The organism is Peribacillus suis (assembly GCF_059384845.1).
The window spans coordinates 83812-99992 of the sequence record NZ_CM182019.1 but is presented as its reverse complement, the minus strand read 5'-3'; the positions used below and the strand labels follow the sequence as shown (position 1 = coordinate 99992).

At 47.8% G+C, this 16181-nt stretch carries 5 protein-coding genes, 9 tRNA genes and 6 rRNA genes; all 20 read right to left on the bottom strand.

The features are described from left to right. Positions 1 to 37 precede the first annotated feature (37 nt). Positions 38 to 1114: a protein-arginine kinase McsB gene (gene mcsB, locus AC503W_RS00535; protein WP_402875757.1), complete on the bottom strand. Its 1077-nt coding sequence runs from the start codon at positions 1112 to 1114 to the stop codon at positions 38 to 40. Beyond that, entirely contained in the window at positions 1111 to 1662 is a 552-nt protein-coding gene (gene mcsA, locus AC503W_RS00530) for a protein-arginine kinase activator protein McsA (protein WP_427689044.1), read from the bottom strand. Before mcsA ends, mcsB begins: the two co-directional genes overlap by 4 nt. A 21-nt stretch (positions 1663 to 1683) precedes the next feature. After that, positions 1684 to 2145 carry a CtsR family transcriptional regulator gene (locus AC503W_RS00525; RefSeq protein ID WP_402875761.1) on the bottom strand — a complete coding sequence of 154 codons (462 nt, stop codon included), beginning with the start codon at positions 2143 to 2145 and terminating at the stop codon, positions 1684 to 1686. A gap of 262 nt (positions 2146 to 2407) precedes the next feature. Continuing rightward, a 5S ribosomal RNA gene (gene rrf, locus AC503W_RS00520) occupies positions 2408 to 2523 on the bottom strand. Positions 2524 to 2587: 64 nt separating this feature from the next. Further along, positions 2588 to 5521 (bottom strand): 23S ribosomal RNA (locus AC503W_RS00515). A 173-nt stretch (positions 5522 to 5694) separates the two neighbouring features. Further along, a 16S ribosomal RNA gene (locus AC503W_RS00510) occupies positions 5695 to 7245 on the bottom strand. 159 nt (positions 7246 to 7404) lie between these two features. Beyond that, positions 7405 to 7480, bottom strand: a tRNA-Ala gene (locus tag AC503W_RS00505). A 12-nt stretch (positions 7481 to 7492) separates the two neighbouring features. Next, positions 7493 to 7569: transfer RNA gene (locus AC503W_RS00500), tRNA-Pro, on the bottom strand. A gap of 5 nt (positions 7570 to 7574) precedes the next feature. Beyond that, positions 7575 to 7651, bottom strand: a tRNA-Arg gene (locus tag AC503W_RS00495). A gap of 9 nt (positions 7652 to 7660) precedes the next feature. After that, positions 7661 to 7749: transfer RNA gene (locus AC503W_RS00490), tRNA-Leu, on the bottom strand. A 12-nt stretch (positions 7750 to 7761) separates the two neighbouring features. Then, a tRNA-Gly gene (locus AC503W_RS00485) sits at positions 7762 to 7836 on the bottom strand. A gap of 5 nt (positions 7837 to 7841) precedes the next feature. Beyond that, positions 7842 to 7923 (bottom strand) — tRNA-Leu (locus AC503W_RS00480). Between the two features lie 9 nt (positions 7924 to 7932). After that, a tRNA-Lys gene (locus tag AC503W_RS00475) sits at positions 7933 to 8008 on the bottom strand. Positions 8009 to 8052: 44 nt separating this feature from the next. Continuing rightward, positions 8053 to 8128, bottom strand: a tRNA-Thr gene (locus AC503W_RS00470). A 15-nt stretch (positions 8129 to 8143) separates the two neighbouring features. Next, positions 8144 to 8219: transfer RNA gene (locus AC503W_RS00465), tRNA-Val, on the bottom strand. 11 nt (positions 8220 to 8230) lie between these two features. After that, positions 8231 to 8346 (bottom strand): 5S ribosomal RNA (gene rrf, locus AC503W_RS00460). Positions 8347 to 8410: 64 nt separating this feature from the next. After that, positions 8411 to 11344: ribosomal RNA gene (locus AC503W_RS00455) — 23S ribosomal RNA — on the bottom strand. 173 nt (positions 11345 to 11517) lie between these two features. Next, positions 11518 to 13068, bottom strand: a 16S ribosomal RNA gene (locus AC503W_RS00450). Together the 16S, 23S and 5S rRNA genes with 9 tRNA genes alongside form the textbook arrangement of a ribosomal RNA operon. A gap of 416 nt (positions 13069 to 13484) precedes the next feature. Further along, a complete protein-coding gene (gene lysS, locus AC503W_RS00445; RefSeq protein ID WP_402875958.1) occupies positions 13485 to 14978 on the bottom strand; it encodes a lysine--tRNA ligase in 1494 nt (497 codons plus the stop codon). Between the two features lie 195 nt (positions 14979 to 15173). After that, entirely contained in the window at positions 15174 to 16172 is a 999-nt protein-coding gene (dusB, locus tag AC503W_RS00440; RefSeq protein WP_494915674.1) for a tRNA dihydrouridine synthase DusB, read from the bottom strand. Positions 16173 to 16181: the final 9 nt, after the last annotated feature.

The following is a 16181-nucleotide window of genomic DNA, read 5'->3' as shown; positions in this document are numbered from 1 at the left end:
CGCTTTAACATGTATAGCAGATGATCGATTGACTTTTCTATGAGAAGGAGGATTCTGTGAAATCCAAGTGTTCTCGTATAAGAGCTGCTCGACGGATATCCCTTTCATGTGTCCTTAAAGGTCCACCTGCGTATTTTTGTAAAAAGCCTGGCTGAGTCAGAATCATTAACTCATTTAGGATGCTTTTTGAAATGTTTTTTATATATCCTATATCTATCCCTAACCTAACATCGGAGATACAGGTAGCTGCTTCCTTGGTCCCAATGATTCGGGCATTTGATAATATACCATAGGATCGGAAAACCCTATCCTCTAATTGTATGTGAGAGGTCTTCACTAATGCATCTCTGGCTGACCTTTCCTGGGCAATGATCTGCTGAACTACACTCGTTAGATCCTCCACGATATCCTTCTCGGATTTTCCGAGAGTGATCTGGTTGGAGATTTGAAAGATGTTTCCTAGAGCTTGACTGCCCTCTCCATAAATCCCGCGAACCACCAGTCCCAATTGATTAATGGCCGGTATAATATGATTCATTTGCTGAGTTAGTACAAGACCCGGGAGATGCATCATGACTGAGGCCCTCAATCCTGTTCCCACATTAGTCGGACAGCTAGTTAAGTATCCTCTTTCTTCATCATATGCATAGTCTATGGATTCTTCAATCCAATCGTCAAGAACATTTGCGAGTCTTAAGGTTTCCTTAAGTTGCAATCCTGACATCAAGCACTGGATTCGGAGATGGTCCTCTTCGTTAACCATGATGCTTATTTCTTCATTCTCGGAAAGAAGGCATGCCCCTTTTGCCGATTCTTCCACTAAATGTGGGCTGATCAAATGTTTTTCAACAAGCACTCTCTTTTCCAGTGACTGCATTTGATCAATTTCCAGAAGTTCCAGCTTGCCAATCTCTTGGGTAACTTCCTCTTCAATTCTTTTCTTCACTAATTCAATGATTTCTTTTGCCTCTTCATTGGAAAAGGCGGTAGGAAAGGTAAAGTCTTTAAAATTTCTGGCTAAACGAATTCGTGAACTTAATACAATATCCATTTCTGGACCTTCATGATTCATCCAGGAACTCAAAGCGTTCTCCATAAATTTCTCCAAACTCATGATTCATCGCCCCCCTCCTGTGCCTCATACCTTTTTTCAAGGGAACGAACCTTATCTCTTACTTCGGCCGCCTTCTCGAACTCTTCCTGTTCGATGTGTACCTTTAAATTCTCTTTTAAGTCAGAAATTTGTTTTCGAAGGTAAATACCGCCACCAATTCTTTTTGGGATTTTCCCAATGTGTGCAGTATTTCCGCTATGAACCCTCTTTAGAATCGGATTTAACTGATCATTGAACGTTTTATAACACTCGGCACATCCAAACTTTCCAATATGGACGAATTCCTTATATGAACGATGACAATGAGGACAGCGTTTTTCTTCTGTCATAGGAAATGAATTAGCCTTTGTCTGTTGAATATTCGACTCGATATTTAACAATCCTGCTAACAAATTATTTATTGAAAATCCATGCCCACCCGCATCCATGAACATCTCACCTTTTTCCTGAGCACATTTCTCACAAATCATGACTTCAGCCTTTTTTCCATTAATGATTTTGGTAAAGTGAAGAGTCGCAGGTCTTTGATGGCATTCTTGACAAATCATTCATTCATCACCTCTGCCAGTTTATTTATATTTTAAAGTTGTAAGCATGGCTGATAAAATTCGCGCCCTTAATTCATCACGATCAGGTAGGTCTATATAGATGACGGATCTATCAATGACACTCATCATGATTTTAGCTTCCCTTTCATTAATGACTTCCTCGCTCATCAGCCGAGCGATGACCCCTTCCGCCATAGATTGAGGCACTCTGGAACCAATAAGGGATAATAACTGGTTGATGAGTTGCACGTAATCCTGCGATTTCACCTTCATAATCCGAATATACCCGCCACCGCCACGCTTACTCTCAACAACATAGCCTCTTTCGATTGTAAACCTGGTATTAATTACGTAATTGATTTGAGAAGGAACACACTGAAATTTATCTGCTATTTCACTTCTTTTAATTTCTAGGATATCTTTCTGACTTATTTCTAGCACTTGCTTCAAATAAGTTTCGATAATATCAGATATGTTTCTCACTCAACCTCCTCCAATCTGACTTTGACTATATTTGACTATTATTATACAAGGAAAAATGCATATTGCAAATTAAAACGCACTAACTTCTTTTTGCATTACCTATTTTCTCCAAATTATATGTAGTTACATACCTATTGCACACGGTAAAATTAAAATATCTTTATAATTACCCCTAATGGATATATTCAAAACCACCCTTAATCCTTTAATCGTACTTTTAGAACGCAAAAAAAGCCCAGCCTAATGGCTGACCTTTAAAATGGCTTGGCGGCGTCCTACTCTCACAGGGGGAAACCCCCAACTACCATCGGCGCTGAAGAGCTTAACTGCCGTGTTCGGAATGGGAACGGGTGTGACCTCTTCGCTATCGCCACCAAACATATCAGGAACGTTGTTCCTTCAAAACTAGATAATATCAGAAGGTGTTCATCTTTTTAAAGCGTTGGTTAAGTCCTCGATCTATTAGTATCAGTCAGCTCCACATGTCGCCACGCTTCCACCTCTGACCTATCAACCTGATCATCTTTCAGGGATCTTACTAGCTTGCGCCATGGGAAATCTCATCTTGAGGGGGGCTTCATGCTTAGATGCTTTCAGCACTTATCCCTTCCGCACGTAGCTACCCAGCTATGCCTTTGGCAAGACAACTGGTACACCAGCGGTGCGTCCATCCCGGTCCTCTCGTACTAAGGACAGCTCCTCTCAAATTTCCTGCGCCCGCGACGGATAGGGACCGAACTGTCTCACGACGTTCTGAACCCAGCTCGCGTACCGCTTTAATGGGCGAACAGCCCAACCCTTGGGACCGACTACAGCCCCAGGATGCGATGAGCCGACATCGAGGTGCCAAACCTCCCCGTCGATGTGGACTCTTGGGGGAGATAAGCCTGTTATCCCCGGGGTAGCTTTTATCCGTTGAGCGATGGCCCTTCCATGCGGAACCACCGGATCACTAAGCCCGACTTTCGTCCCTGCTCGACTTGTAGGTCTCGCAGTCAAGCTCCCTTGTGCCTTTACACTCTGCGAATGATTTCCAACCATTCTGAGGGAACCTTTGGGCGCCTCCGTTACTCTTTAGGAGGCGACCGCCCCAGTCAAACTGCCCACCTGACACTGTCTCCCACCCCGATAAGGGGCGCGGGTTAGAATTTCAATACAGCCAGGGTAGTATCCCACCAACGCCTCCACCGAAGCTAGCGCTCCGGCTTCTCAGGCTCCTACCTATCCTGTACAAGCTGTAACAAAATTCAATATCAGGCTGCAGTAAAGCTCCACGGGGTCTTTCCGTCCTGTCGCGGGTAACCTGCATCTTCACAGGTACTATAATTTCACCGAGTCTCTCGTTGAGACAGTGCCCAGATCGTTACACCTTTCGTGCGGGTCGGAACTTACCCGACAAGGAATTTCGCTACCTTAGGACCGTTATAGTTACGGCCGCCGTTTACTGGGGCTTCGGTTCAAAGCTTCGCTTGCGCTAACCTCTCCCCTTAACCTTCCAGCACCGGGCAGGTGTCAGCCCCTATACTTCGCCTTGCGGCTTCGCAGAGACCTGTGTTTTTGCTAAACAGTCGCCTGGGCCTATTCACTGCGGCTTTTCTGGGCTATTCACCCTAAAAAGCACCCCTTCTCCCGAAGTTACGGGGTCATTTTGCCGAGTTCCTTAACGAGAGTTCTCTCGCACACCTTAGGATTCTCTCCTCGCCTACCTGTGTCGGTTTGCGGTACGGGCACCTTACATCTCACTAGAGGCTTTTCTTGGCAGTGTGGAATCAGGAACTTCGGTACTATATTTCCCTCGCCATCACAGCTCCGCCTTAATGGAAACGGGATTTGCCTCGTTTCCGGCCTAACTGCTTGGACGCGCATATCCAACAGCGCGCTTACCCTATCCTTCTGCGTCCCCCCATCGTTCAAACGATGTATAGGTGGTACAGGAATATCAACCTGTTGTCCATCGCCTACGCCTTTCGGCCTCGGCTTAGGTCCCGACTAACCCTGAGCGGACGAGCCTTCCTCAGGAAACCTTAGGCATTCGGTGGAAGGGATTCTCACCCTTCTTTCGCTACTCATACCGGCATTCTCACTTCTAAGCGCTCCACCAGTCCTTACGGTCTGACTTCAACGCCCTTAGAACGCTCTCCTACCATCGACACCATACGGTGTCAATCCACAGCTTCGGTGATACGTTTAGCCCCGGTACATTTTCGGCGCGGAGTCACTCGACCAGTGAGCTATTACGCACTCTTTAAATGGTGGCTGCTTCTGAGCCAACATCCTGGTTGTCTAAGCAACTCCACATCCTTTTCCACTTAACGTATACTTTGGGACCTTAGCTGGTGGTCTGGGCTGTTTCCCTTTCGACTACGGATCTTATCACTCGCAGTCTGACTCCCAAGAATAAGTATTTGGCATTCGGAGTTTGACTGAATTCGGTAACCCGTTGGGGGCCCCTAGTCCAATCAGTGCTCTACCTCCAATACTCTCATCTTGAGGCTAGCCCTAAAGCTATTTCGGAGAGAACCAGCTATCTCCAGGTTCGATTGGAATTTCTCCGCTACCCACACCTCATCCCCGCACTTTTCAACGTGCGTGGGTTCGGGCCTCCATTCAGTGTTACCTGAACTTCACCCTGGACATGGGTAGATCACCTGGTTTCGGGTCTACGACCTCATACTCATTCGCCCTATTCAGACTCGCTTTCGCTGCGGCTCCGTCTTATCAACTTAACCTCGCATGAAATCGTAACTCGCCGGTTCATTCTACAAAAGGCACGCCATTACCCATTAACGGGCTTTGACTACTTGTAGGCACACGGTTTCAGGATCTATTTCACTCCCCTTCCGGGGTGCTTTTCACCTTTCCCTCACGGTACTGGTTCACTATCGGTCACTAGGTAGTATTTAGCCTTGGGAGATGGTCCTCCCTGCTTCCGACGGGATTTCTCGTGTCCCGCCGTACTCAGGATCCACTCAGGAGGGAACGAAGTTTCAACTACAGGGTTTTTACCTTCTTTGACGGACCTTTCCAGGTCACTTCATTTACCCCGTTCCTTTGTAACTCCATATTGAGTGTCCTACAACCCCAAGAGGCAAGCCTCTTGGTTTGGGCTACATTCCGTTTCGCTCGCCGCTACTCAGGAAATCGCTATTGCTTTCTCTTCCTCCGGGTACTTAGATGTTTCAGTTCCCCGGGTCTGCCTTCAATACCCTATGTATTCAGGTAGAGATACTGTTCCATTACGAACAGTGGGTTTCCCCATTCGGAAATCTCCGGATCAAAGCTTACTTACAGCTCCCCGAAGCATATCGGTGTTAGTCCCGTCCTTCATCGGCTCCTAGTGCCAAGGCATCCACCGTGCGCCCTTTCTAACTTAACCGTTAAAAAGATCTTACTGATGCTTTGAAAAAAATTAATTGCCTTCTATCTATTATCTAGTTTTCAAGGAACAATGTAGAAAGATCGTCATCACGATGTGATGAGTCCTTCGTAGTTGAATGAATTACTCATTCAAAACTGAACAAAACAAAAGCGCTCTCGTATTATCCTTAGAAAGGAGGTGATCCAGCCGCACCTTCCGATACGGCTACCTTGTTACGACTTCACCCCAATCATCTGTCCCACCTTAGGCGGCTGGCTCCATAAAGGTTACCTCACCGACTTCGGGTGTTACAAACTCTCGTGGTGTGACGGGCGGTGTGTACAAGGCCCGGGAACGTATTCACCGCGGCATGCTGATCCGCGATTACTAGCGATTCCGGCTTCATGCAGGCGAGTTGCAGCCTACAATCCGAACTGAGAATGGCTTTATGGGATTCGCTTACCTTCGCAGGTTTGCAGCCCTTTGTACCATCCATTGTAGCACGTGTGTAGCCCAGGTCATAAGGGGCATGATGATTTGACGTCATCCCCACCTTCCTCCGGTTTGTCACCGGCAGTCACCTTAGAGTGCCCAACTGAATGCTGGCAACTAAGATCAAGGGTTGCGCTCGTTGCGGGACTTAACCCAACATCTCACGACACGAGCTGACGACAACCATGCACCACCTGTCACTCTGTCCCCCGAAGGGGAACGTCCTATCTCTAGGAGTGTCAGAGGATGTCAAGACCTGGTAAGGTTCTTCGCGTTGCTTCGAATTAAACCACATGCTCCACCGCTTGTGCGGGCCCCCGTCAATTCCTTTGAGTTTCAACCTTGCGGTCGTACTCCCCAGGCGGAGTGCTTAATGCGTTAGCTGCAGCACTAAAGGGCGGAAACCCTCTAACACTTAGCACTCATCGTTTACGGCGTGGACTACCAGGGTATCTAATCCTGTTTGCTCCCCACGCTTTCGCGCCTCAGTGTCAGTTACAGACCAGAAAGTCGCCTTCGCCACTGGTGTTCCTCCAAATCTCTACGCATTTCACCGCTACACTTGGAATTCCACTTTCCTCTTCTGCACTCAAGTTCCCCAGTTTCCAATGACCCTCCACGGTTGAGCCGTGGGCTTTCACATCAGACTTAAAGAACCACCTGCGCGCGCTTTACGCCCAATAATTCCGGACAACGCTTGCCACCTACGTATTACCGCGGCTGCTGGCACGTAGTTAGCCGTGGCTTTCTGGTTAGGTACCGTCAAGGTACCAGCAGTTACTCTGGTACTTGTTCTTCCCTAACAACAGAACTTTACGACCCGAAGGCCTTCTTCGTTCACGCGGCGTTGCTCCGTCAGACTTTCGTCCATTGCGGAAGATTCCCTACTGCTGCCTCCCGTAGGAGTCTGGGCCGTGTCTCAGTCCCAGTGTGGCCGATCACCCTCTCAGGTCGGCTACGCATCGTCGCCTTGGTGAGCCATTACCTCACCAACTAGCTAATGCGCCGCGGGCCCATCTATAAGTGACAGCCGAAACCGTCTTTCCATCTTCTCTCATGCGAGAAAAGAACATATCCGGTATTAGCTCCGGTTTCCCGAAGTTATCCCAGTCTTATAGGCAGGTTGCCCACGTGTTACTCACCCGTCCGCCGCTAATCTCAGGGAGCAAGCTCCCATCGATTCGCTCGACTTGCATGTATTAGGCACGCCGCCAGCGTTCGTCCTGAGCCAGGATCAAACTCTCCGAAGAAATGTTTGACTTGCTCATTTTGCTTTTTTATAGTGTGTGCTCACTCAAAATTTACGTTGGCGCTTTGTTTTGTTCAGTTTTCAAAGAGCAATATAATAGCAGTTAAAGTAACAACTTTATAATCATAACAAATCGTGATTAGCTTGTCAATACTTTTTTTGGTGGAGCCTAGCGGGATCGAACCGCTGACCTCCTGCGTGCAAGGCAGGCGCTCTCCCAGCTGAGCTAAGGCCCCAAAAAAAATCAATGGTCGGGAAGACAGGATTCGAACCTGCGACCCCTTGGTCCCAAACCAAGTGCTCTACCAAGCTGAGCTACTTCCCGAAAAATGGTGCGCCCGGCGGGAGTCGAACCTACAACCTTCTGATTCGTAGTCAGATGCTCTATCCAATTGAGCTACGGGCGCATATTAAGATGGTGCCGAGGACCGGAATCGAACCGGTACGGTAGTCACCTACCGCAGGATTTTAAGTCCTGTGCGTCTGCCAGTTCCGCCACCCCGGCATAAATAAATAGTGGAGCGAAAGACGGGATTCGAACCCGCGACCCCAACCTTGGCAAGGTTGTATTCTACCACTGAACTACTTTCGCAAACATGCGGGTGAAGGGACTTGAACCCCCACGCCTTGCGGCGCCAGATCCTAAGTCTGGTGCGTCTGCCAATTCCGCCACACCCGCATAATATAATGGTGAGCCATGAAGGATTCGAACCTTCGACCCTCTGATTAAAAGTCAGATGCTCTACCAACTGAGCTAATGGCTCATACTATTTATAAATGCTTTACATATGAAAAACCTGGATGAAAATGGTGCCGGCAAGAGGACTTGAACCCCCAACCTACTGATTACAAGTCAGTTGCTCTACCAGTTGAGCTACACCGGCAGGTGTAATATAAAATGGTGGAGGATGACGGGATCGAACCGCCGACCCTCTGCTTGTAAGGCAGATGCTCTCCCAGCTGAGCTAATCCTCCATATTGTATATGCTTGGCGGCGTCCTACTCTCACAGGGGGAAACCCCCAACTACCATCGGCGCTGAAGAGCTTAACTGCCGTGTTCGGAATGGGAACGGGTGTGACCTCTTCGCTATCGCCACCAAACATATCAGGAACGTTGTTCCTTCAAAACTAGATAATATCAGAAGGTGTTCATCTTTTTAAAGCGTTGGTTAAGTCCTCGATCTATTAGTATCAGTCAGCTCCACATGTCGCCACGCTTCCACCTCTGACCTATCAACCTGATCATCTTTCAGGGATCTTACTAGCTTGCGCCATGGGAAATCTCATCTTGAGGGGGGCTTCATGCTTAGATGCTTTCAGCACTTATCCCTTCCGCACGTAGCTACCCAGCTATGCCTTTGGCAAGACAACTGGTACACCAGCGGTGCGTCCATCCCGGTCCTCTCGTACTAAGGACAGCTCCTCTCAAATTTCCTGCGCCCGCGACGGATAGGGACCGAACTGTCTCACGACGTTCTGAACCCAGCTCGCGTACCGCTTTAATGGGCGAACAGCCCAACCCTTGGGACCGACTACAGCCCCAGGATGCGATGAGCCGACATCGAGGTGCCAAACCTCCCCGTCGATGTGGACTCTTGGGGGAGATAAGCCTGTTATCCCCGGGGTAGCTTTTATCCGTTGAGCGATGGCCCTTCCATGCGGAACCACCGGATCACTAAGCCCGACTTTCGTCCCTGCTCGACTTGTAGGTCTCGCAGTCAAGCTCCCTTGTGCCTTTACACTCTGCGAATGATTTCCAACCATTCTGAGGGAACCTTTGGGCGCCTCCGTTACTCTTTAGGAGGCGACCGCCCCAGTCAAACTGCCCACCTGACACTGTCTCCCACCCCGATAAGGGGCGCGGGTTAGAATTTCAATACAGCCAGGGTAGTATCCCACCAACGCCTCCACCGAAGCTAGCGCTCCGGCTTCTCAGGCTCCTACCTATCCTGTACAAGCTGTAACAAAATTCAATATCAGGCTGCAGTAAAGCTCCACGGGGTCTTTCCGTCCTGTCGCGGGTAACCTGCATCTTCACAGGTACTATAATTTCACCGAGTCTCTCGTTGAGACAGTGCCCAGATCGTTACACCTTTCGTGCGGGTCGGAACTTACCCGACAAGGAATTTCGCTACCTTAGGACCGTTATAGTTACGGCCGCCGTTTACTGGGGCTTCGGTTCAAAGCTTCGCTTGCGCTAACCTCTCCCCTTAACCTTCCAGCACCGGGCAGGTGTCAGCCCCTATACTTCGCCTTGCGGCTTCGCAGAGACCTGTGTTTTTGCTAAACAGTCGCCTGGGCCTATTCACTGCGGCTTTTCTGGGCTATTCACCCTAAAAAGCACCCCTTCTCCCGAAGTTACGGGGTCATTTTGCCGAGTTCCTTAACGAGAGTTCTCTCGCACACCTTAGGATTCTCTCCTCGCCTACCTGTGTCGGTTTGCGGTACGGGCACCTTACATCTCACTAGAGGCTTTTCTTGGCAGTGTGGAATCAGGAACTTCGGTACTATATTTCCCTCGCCATCACAGCTCCGCCTTAATGGAAACGGGATTTGCCTCGTTTCCGGCCTAACTGCTTGGACGCGCATATCCAACAGCGCGCTTACCCTATCCTTCTGCGTCCCCCCATCGTTCAAACGATGTATAGGTGGTACAGGAATATCAACCTGTTGTCCATCGCCTACGCCTTTCGGCCTCGGCTTAGGTCCCGACTAACCCTGAGCGGACGAGCCTTCCTCAGGAAACCTTAGGCATTCGGTGGAAGGGATTCTCACCCTTCTTTCGCTACTCATACCGGCATTCTCACTTCTAAGCGCTCCACCAGTCCTTACGGTCTGACTTCAACGCCCTTAGAACGCTCTCCTACCATCGACACCATACGGTGTCAATCCACAGCTTCGGTGATACGTTTAGCCCCGGTACATTTTCGGCGCGGAGTCACTCGACCAGTGAGCTATTACGCACTCTTTAAATGGTGGCTGCTTCTGAGCCAACATCCTGGTTGTCTAAGCAACTCCACATCCTTTTCCACTTAACGTATACTTTGGGACCTTAGCTGGTGGTCTGGGCTGTTTCCCTTTCGACTACGGATCTTATCACTCGCAGTCTGACTCCCAAGAATAAGTATTTGGCATTCGGAGTTTGACTGAATTCGGTAACCCGTTGGGGGCCCCTAGTCCAATCAGTGCTCTACCTCCAATACTCTCATCTTGAGGCTAGCCCTAAAGCTATTTCGGAGAGAACCAGCTATCTCCAGGTTCGATTGGAATTTCTCCGCTACCCACACCTCATCCCCGCACTTTTCAACGTGCGTGGGTTCGGGCCTCCATTCAGTGTTACCTGAACTTCACCCTGGACATGGGTAGATCACCTGGTTTCGGGTCTACGACCTCATACTCATTCGCCCTATTCAGACTCGCTTTCGCTGCGGCTCCGTCTTATCAACTTAACCTCGCATGAAATCGTAACTCGCCGGTTCATTCTACAAAAGGCACGCCATTACCCATTAACGGGCTTTGACTACTTGTAGGCACACGGTTTCAGGATCTATTTCACTCCCCTTCCGGGGTGCTTTTCACCTTTCCCTCACGGTACTGGTTCACTATCGGTCACTAGGTAGTATTTAGCCTTGGGAGATGGTCCTCCCTGCTTCCGACGGGATTTCTCGTGTCCCGCCGTACTCAGGATCCACTCAGGAGGGAACGAAGTTTCAACTACAGGGTTTTTACCTTCTTTGACGGACCTTTCCAGGTCACTTCATTTACCCCGTTCCTTTGTAACTCCATATTGAGTGTCCTACAACCCCAAGAGGCAAGCCTCTTGGTTTGGGCTACATTCCGTTTCGCTCGCCGCTACTCAGGAAATCGCTATTGCTTTCTCTTCCTCCGGGTACTTAGATGTTTCAGTTCCCCGGGTCTGCCTTCAATACCCTATGTATTCAGGTAGAGATACTGTTCCATTACGAACAGTGGGTTTCCCCATTCGGAAATCTCCGGATCAAAGCTTACTTACAGCTCCCCGAAGCATATCGGTGTTAGTCCCGTCCTTCATCGGCTCCTAGTGCCAAGGCATCCACCGTGCGCCCTTTCTAACTTAACCGTTAAAAAGATCTTACTGATGCTTTGAAAAAAATTAATTGCCTTCTATCTATTATCTAGTTTTCAAGGAACAATGTAGAAAGATCGTCATCACGATGTGATGAGTCCTTCGTAGTTGAATGAATTACTCATTCAAAACTGAACAAAACAAAAGCGCTCTCGTATTATCCTTAGAAAGGAGGTGATCCAGCCGCACCTTCCGATACGGCTACCTTGTTACGACTTCACCCCAATCATCTGTCCCACCTTAGGCGGCTGGCTCCATAAAGGTTACCTCACCGACTTCGGGTGTTACAAACTCTCGTGGTGTGACGGGCGGTGTGTACAAGGCCCGGGAACGTATTCACCGCGGCATGCTGATCCGCGATTACTAGCGATTCCGGCTTCATGCAGGCGAGTTGCAGCCTACAATCCGAACTGAGAATGGCTTTATGGGATTCGCTTACCTTCGCAGGTTTGCAGCCCTTTGTACCATCCATTGTAGCACGTGTGTAGCCCAGGTCATAAGGGGCATGATGATTTGACGTCATCCCCACCTTCCTCCGGTTTGTCACCGGCAGTCACCTTAGAGTGCCCAACTGAATGCTGGCAACTAAGATCAAGGGTTGCGCTCGTTGCGGGACTTAACCCAACATCTCACGACACGAGCTGACGACAACCATGCACCACCTGTCACTCTGTCCCCCGAAGGGGAACGTCCTATCTCTAGGAGTGTCAGAGGATGTCAAGACCTGGTAAGGTTCTTCGCGTTGCTTCGAATTAAACCACATGCTCCACCGCTTGTGCGGGCCCCCGTCAATTCCTTTGAGTTTCAACCTTGCGGTCGTACTCCCCAGGCGGAGTGCTTAATGCGTTAGCTGCAGCACTAAAGGGCGGAAACCCTCTAACACTTAGCACTCATCGTTTACGGCGTGGACTACCAGGGTATCTAATCCTGTTTGCTCCCCACGCTTTCGCGCCTCAGTGTCAGTTACAGACCAGAAAGTCGCCTTCGCCACTGGTGTTCCTCCAAATCTCTACGCATTTCACCGCTACACTTGGAATTCCACTTTCCTCTTCTGCACTCAAGTTCCCCAGTTTCCAATGACCCTCCACGGTTGAGCCGTGGGCTTTCACATCAGACTTAAAGAACCACCTGCGCGCGCTTTACGCCCAATAATTCCGGACAACGCTTGCCACCTACGTATTACCGCGGCTGCTGGCACGTAGTTAGCCGTGGCTTTCTGGTTAGGTACCGTCAAGGTACCAGCAGTTACTCTGGTACTTGTTCTTCCCTAACAACAGAACTTTACGACCCGAAGGCCTTCTTCGTTCACGCGGCGTTGCTCCGTCAGACTTTCGTCCATTGCGGAAGATTCCCTACTGCTGCCTCCCGTAGGAGTCTGGGCCGTGTCTCAGTCCCAGTGTGGCCGATCACCCTCTCAGGTCGGCTACGCATCGTCGCCTTGGTGAGCCATTACCTCACCAACTAGCTAATGCGCCGCGGGCCCATCTATAAGTGACAGCCGAAACCGTCTTTCCATCTTCTCTCATGCGAGAAAAGAACATATCCGGTATTAGCTCCGGTTTCCCGAAGTTATCCCAGTCTTATAGGCAGGTTGCCCACGTGTTACTCACCCGTCCGCCGCTAATCTCAGGGAGCAAGCTCCCATCGATTCGCTCGACTTGCATGTATTAGGCACGCCGCCAGCGTTCGTCCTGAGCCAGGATCAAACTCTCCGAAGAAATGTTTGACTTGCTCATTTTGCTTTTTTATAGTGTGTGCTCACTCAAAATTTACGTTGGCGCTTTGTTTTGTTCAGTTTTCAAAGAGCAACGCCTTACGACAGCTTATTTATTATAACATCCTGTTAACTCAGAGTCAAGAACTTTTTAAAACTTTTTCGAAGTTTGTAATCCGTGTGAAACTCGTTCGTAACAACAGATATAAATATAACATCATTACGCAAACTGCGCAATACCTTTTTTAAAGTTTTTTTGAAATAGCAAAAGTTTTTATTTAAAAGCTAAAAATCAAACCCTAACAACCTAACAAAATTATAATCAAAAAACAAAAAACCGATTTAGAACAGTGTGCCATGAGTCGCTGCTCATATACACACTTCCTAAATCGGTTCTGATTCACCGGTTTTCCTTATGGCTTAACGATGTCTCATTAACGGGAATAACAGGACATCACGAATCGAAGGCGAATTCGTCAGCAACATAACCAGACGGTCGACCCCAATTCCCAATCCTCCGGTTGGCGGCATACCATATTCTAAAGCCTCCAAGAAGTCCTCATCCATTTCATGAGCTTCGTCATTTCCTTGCTCACGCTCTTTCAATTGTGCCTCAAAGCGTTGGCGTTGATCAATTGGATCGTTTAATTCCGTGAATGCATTCGCATGCTCTCTTCCCACTATGAACAATTCAAATCGATCAGTAAATCGATCATCCTCTGGGTTTTTCTTCGCTAAAGGTGAAATTTCTACTGGGTGTCCATAGATGAATGTAGGTTGGATTAACTTATCTTCTACTTTTTGTTCGAAGAATTCGTTAACGATATGACCAAATTCCATGGACTCTTTCACTTCAATCCCATTTTCCTTCGCAAGTTGTTGCGCTTCTTCTTTGCTCATAGTAGTCCAAAAGTCTACACCAGTATATTCTTTTACAGCATCAACCATATGGAGTCTTTTCCACTCTGGTTTTAAATCGATCTCATATTCTCCGTACTGGATAGTTGTGGTTCCAAGAACCTCTTGTGCAATATGGGCAACCAAGTTCTCTGTCAAGCTCATGATATCCTTATAATCCGCGTACGCCTCGTATAATTCAATAAGTGTGAATTCCGGGTTATGTCTAGTGGAGACCCCTTCATTCCTAAATACTCTACCGATTTCATAGACTTTCTCTAAGCCGCCGACAATCAGGCGTTTCAAGTGAAGTTCAATGGCAATCCTTAAGTTTAAGGGCATATCCAATGCATTATGGTGAGTCAGGAATGGGCGTGCAGCCGCTCCACCTGCTACAGAGTGCAATAGCGGTGTTTCCACTTCCAAATATCCTTGATCGTCTAAGTAACGTCTCATAGCCTGCACAATACGACTGCGCATGATTAAAGTGTTTTTACTTTCTTCATTTGTAATTAAGTCAACATAGCGTTTCCGGTAACGCTCCTCTACATCCTTCAAACCGTGGAACTTATCGGGAAGTGGGCGCAATGCTTTAGAAAGGAACACATATTCTTTAGCTTTAATGGAAAGTTCGCCGACTTTCGTTTTAAAGATGACACCCGTGATTCCCACGATATCACCAAGATCCGTTTGATTGAAAATTTGGTATGACTCTTCTCCAACCTTATCTAAGCGGACGTATATTTGGATTTGGCCACTTATATCTTGTATATTGGCAAAACCAGCTTTCCCTTTACCACGTTTGGTCATGACACGACCTGCAATGGTAACTTCTATTTCTTTCTCCTCTAACTCTTCTTTTTCCAATGCACCATATGCATCAACAATCTCCTGCGAAGTATGGGAACGCTCGAACCTACTGCCGAACGGGTCTTGTCCATTGTCAATCATAGCCTGCATTTTGTCGCGTCTTACCTGCAGTTGGTCATTCAATTCTTCATGACTCACGAAAATCATCTCCATCTCTATTAATCAAAGCCTCATATAACTATTTGAACTTTCTAATTGCATACCTATTTATTCTTACATAAAGTAAAGGATTTCAACAGCTTTTTATCTTAAATTCTAATATATGGACAGATAAAAACTGCCAGGTTCACTGGCAGTTTTCGATAAACGTATTATAGAAAAACAGGAAGGTAATGTCAAACATCAAACCATTTGGATGTTTTGTTCCCTCGCTTCACATTCATCAACGAGTCCATACAGAAGTCGCGTAACATCTTCTCTAGTCTCACATTCATTAATACCTTTACGTGCTTTTGCATTGCCTTTGACACCTTTAAGGTACCAGGCAGCATGCTTGCGCATTTCACGGACAGCAACATGCTCATTTTTCAACGCTATCAGACGATCCATATGAAGAATGCATACATCCATCTTTTCACGGACTGTCGGCTCATCCATCAATTGTCCAGTTTCCAAATACTTCACTGTCCTGTATATCATCCACGGGTTCCCTAAGGCCGCCCGACCAATCATGACTCCATCAACGCCAGTTTCCTTTAGCATTCTTTCAGCATCTTGCGGGGTTTCCACATCACCGTTTCCAATCAAGGGAATGTTAATGGAATTTTTCACTTCTCGAATAATGTCCCAATTAGCTTTCCCTTCATACAATTGAACCCGGGTTCTGCCATGAAGGGAAATTGCCTTGCCCCCTGCACGTTCTACCGCTTTGGCATTCTCAACAGCAAATACATGTTCATCATCCCAGCCAATGCGCATTTTAACAGTAACAGGTTTATCTACGGCATCCACAACTGCCGAAACCATCTCATATATCTTATTTGGGTCAAGTAACCATCTTGCACCGGCATCACATTTCGTGATTTTCGGGACAGGGCATCCCATGTTGATATCAATGATGTCTGCCGTTGTATTTTTATCTACAAACTTCGCTGCCTCAACTAGATTTTTCTTTTCACCACCAAAGATTTGCAAGCTTAGCGGTTTTTCTCTTTCATCTATATAAAGCATATTCAGCGTTTTGGCATTTTGAAGAACGATTCCCTTGTCACTTACCATCTCTGCGCATACCAATCCTGCACCGAACTCTTTGACAGTCAAACGAAAAGCCGAATTACATACCCCCGCCATCGGAGCCAGAACTACCCGGTTCTTCATTTCAATATCGTCTATTTTTAACACATCGTGACC

Excerpts from the sequence above, each read along its gene's own strand:
- mcsB (WP_402875757.1), bottom strand. The coding sequence starts at position 1,114 with ATGAGTTTGGAGAAATTTATGGAGAACGCTTTGAGTTCCTGGATGAAT.
- lysS (WP_402875958.1), bottom strand. The coding sequence starts at position 14,978 with ATGATTTTCGTGAGTCATGAAGAATTGAATGACCAACTGCAGGTAAGA.
- mcsA (WP_427689044.1), bottom strand. The coding sequence starts at position 1,662 with ATGATTTGTCAAGAATGCCATCAAAGACCTGCGACTCTTCACTTTACC.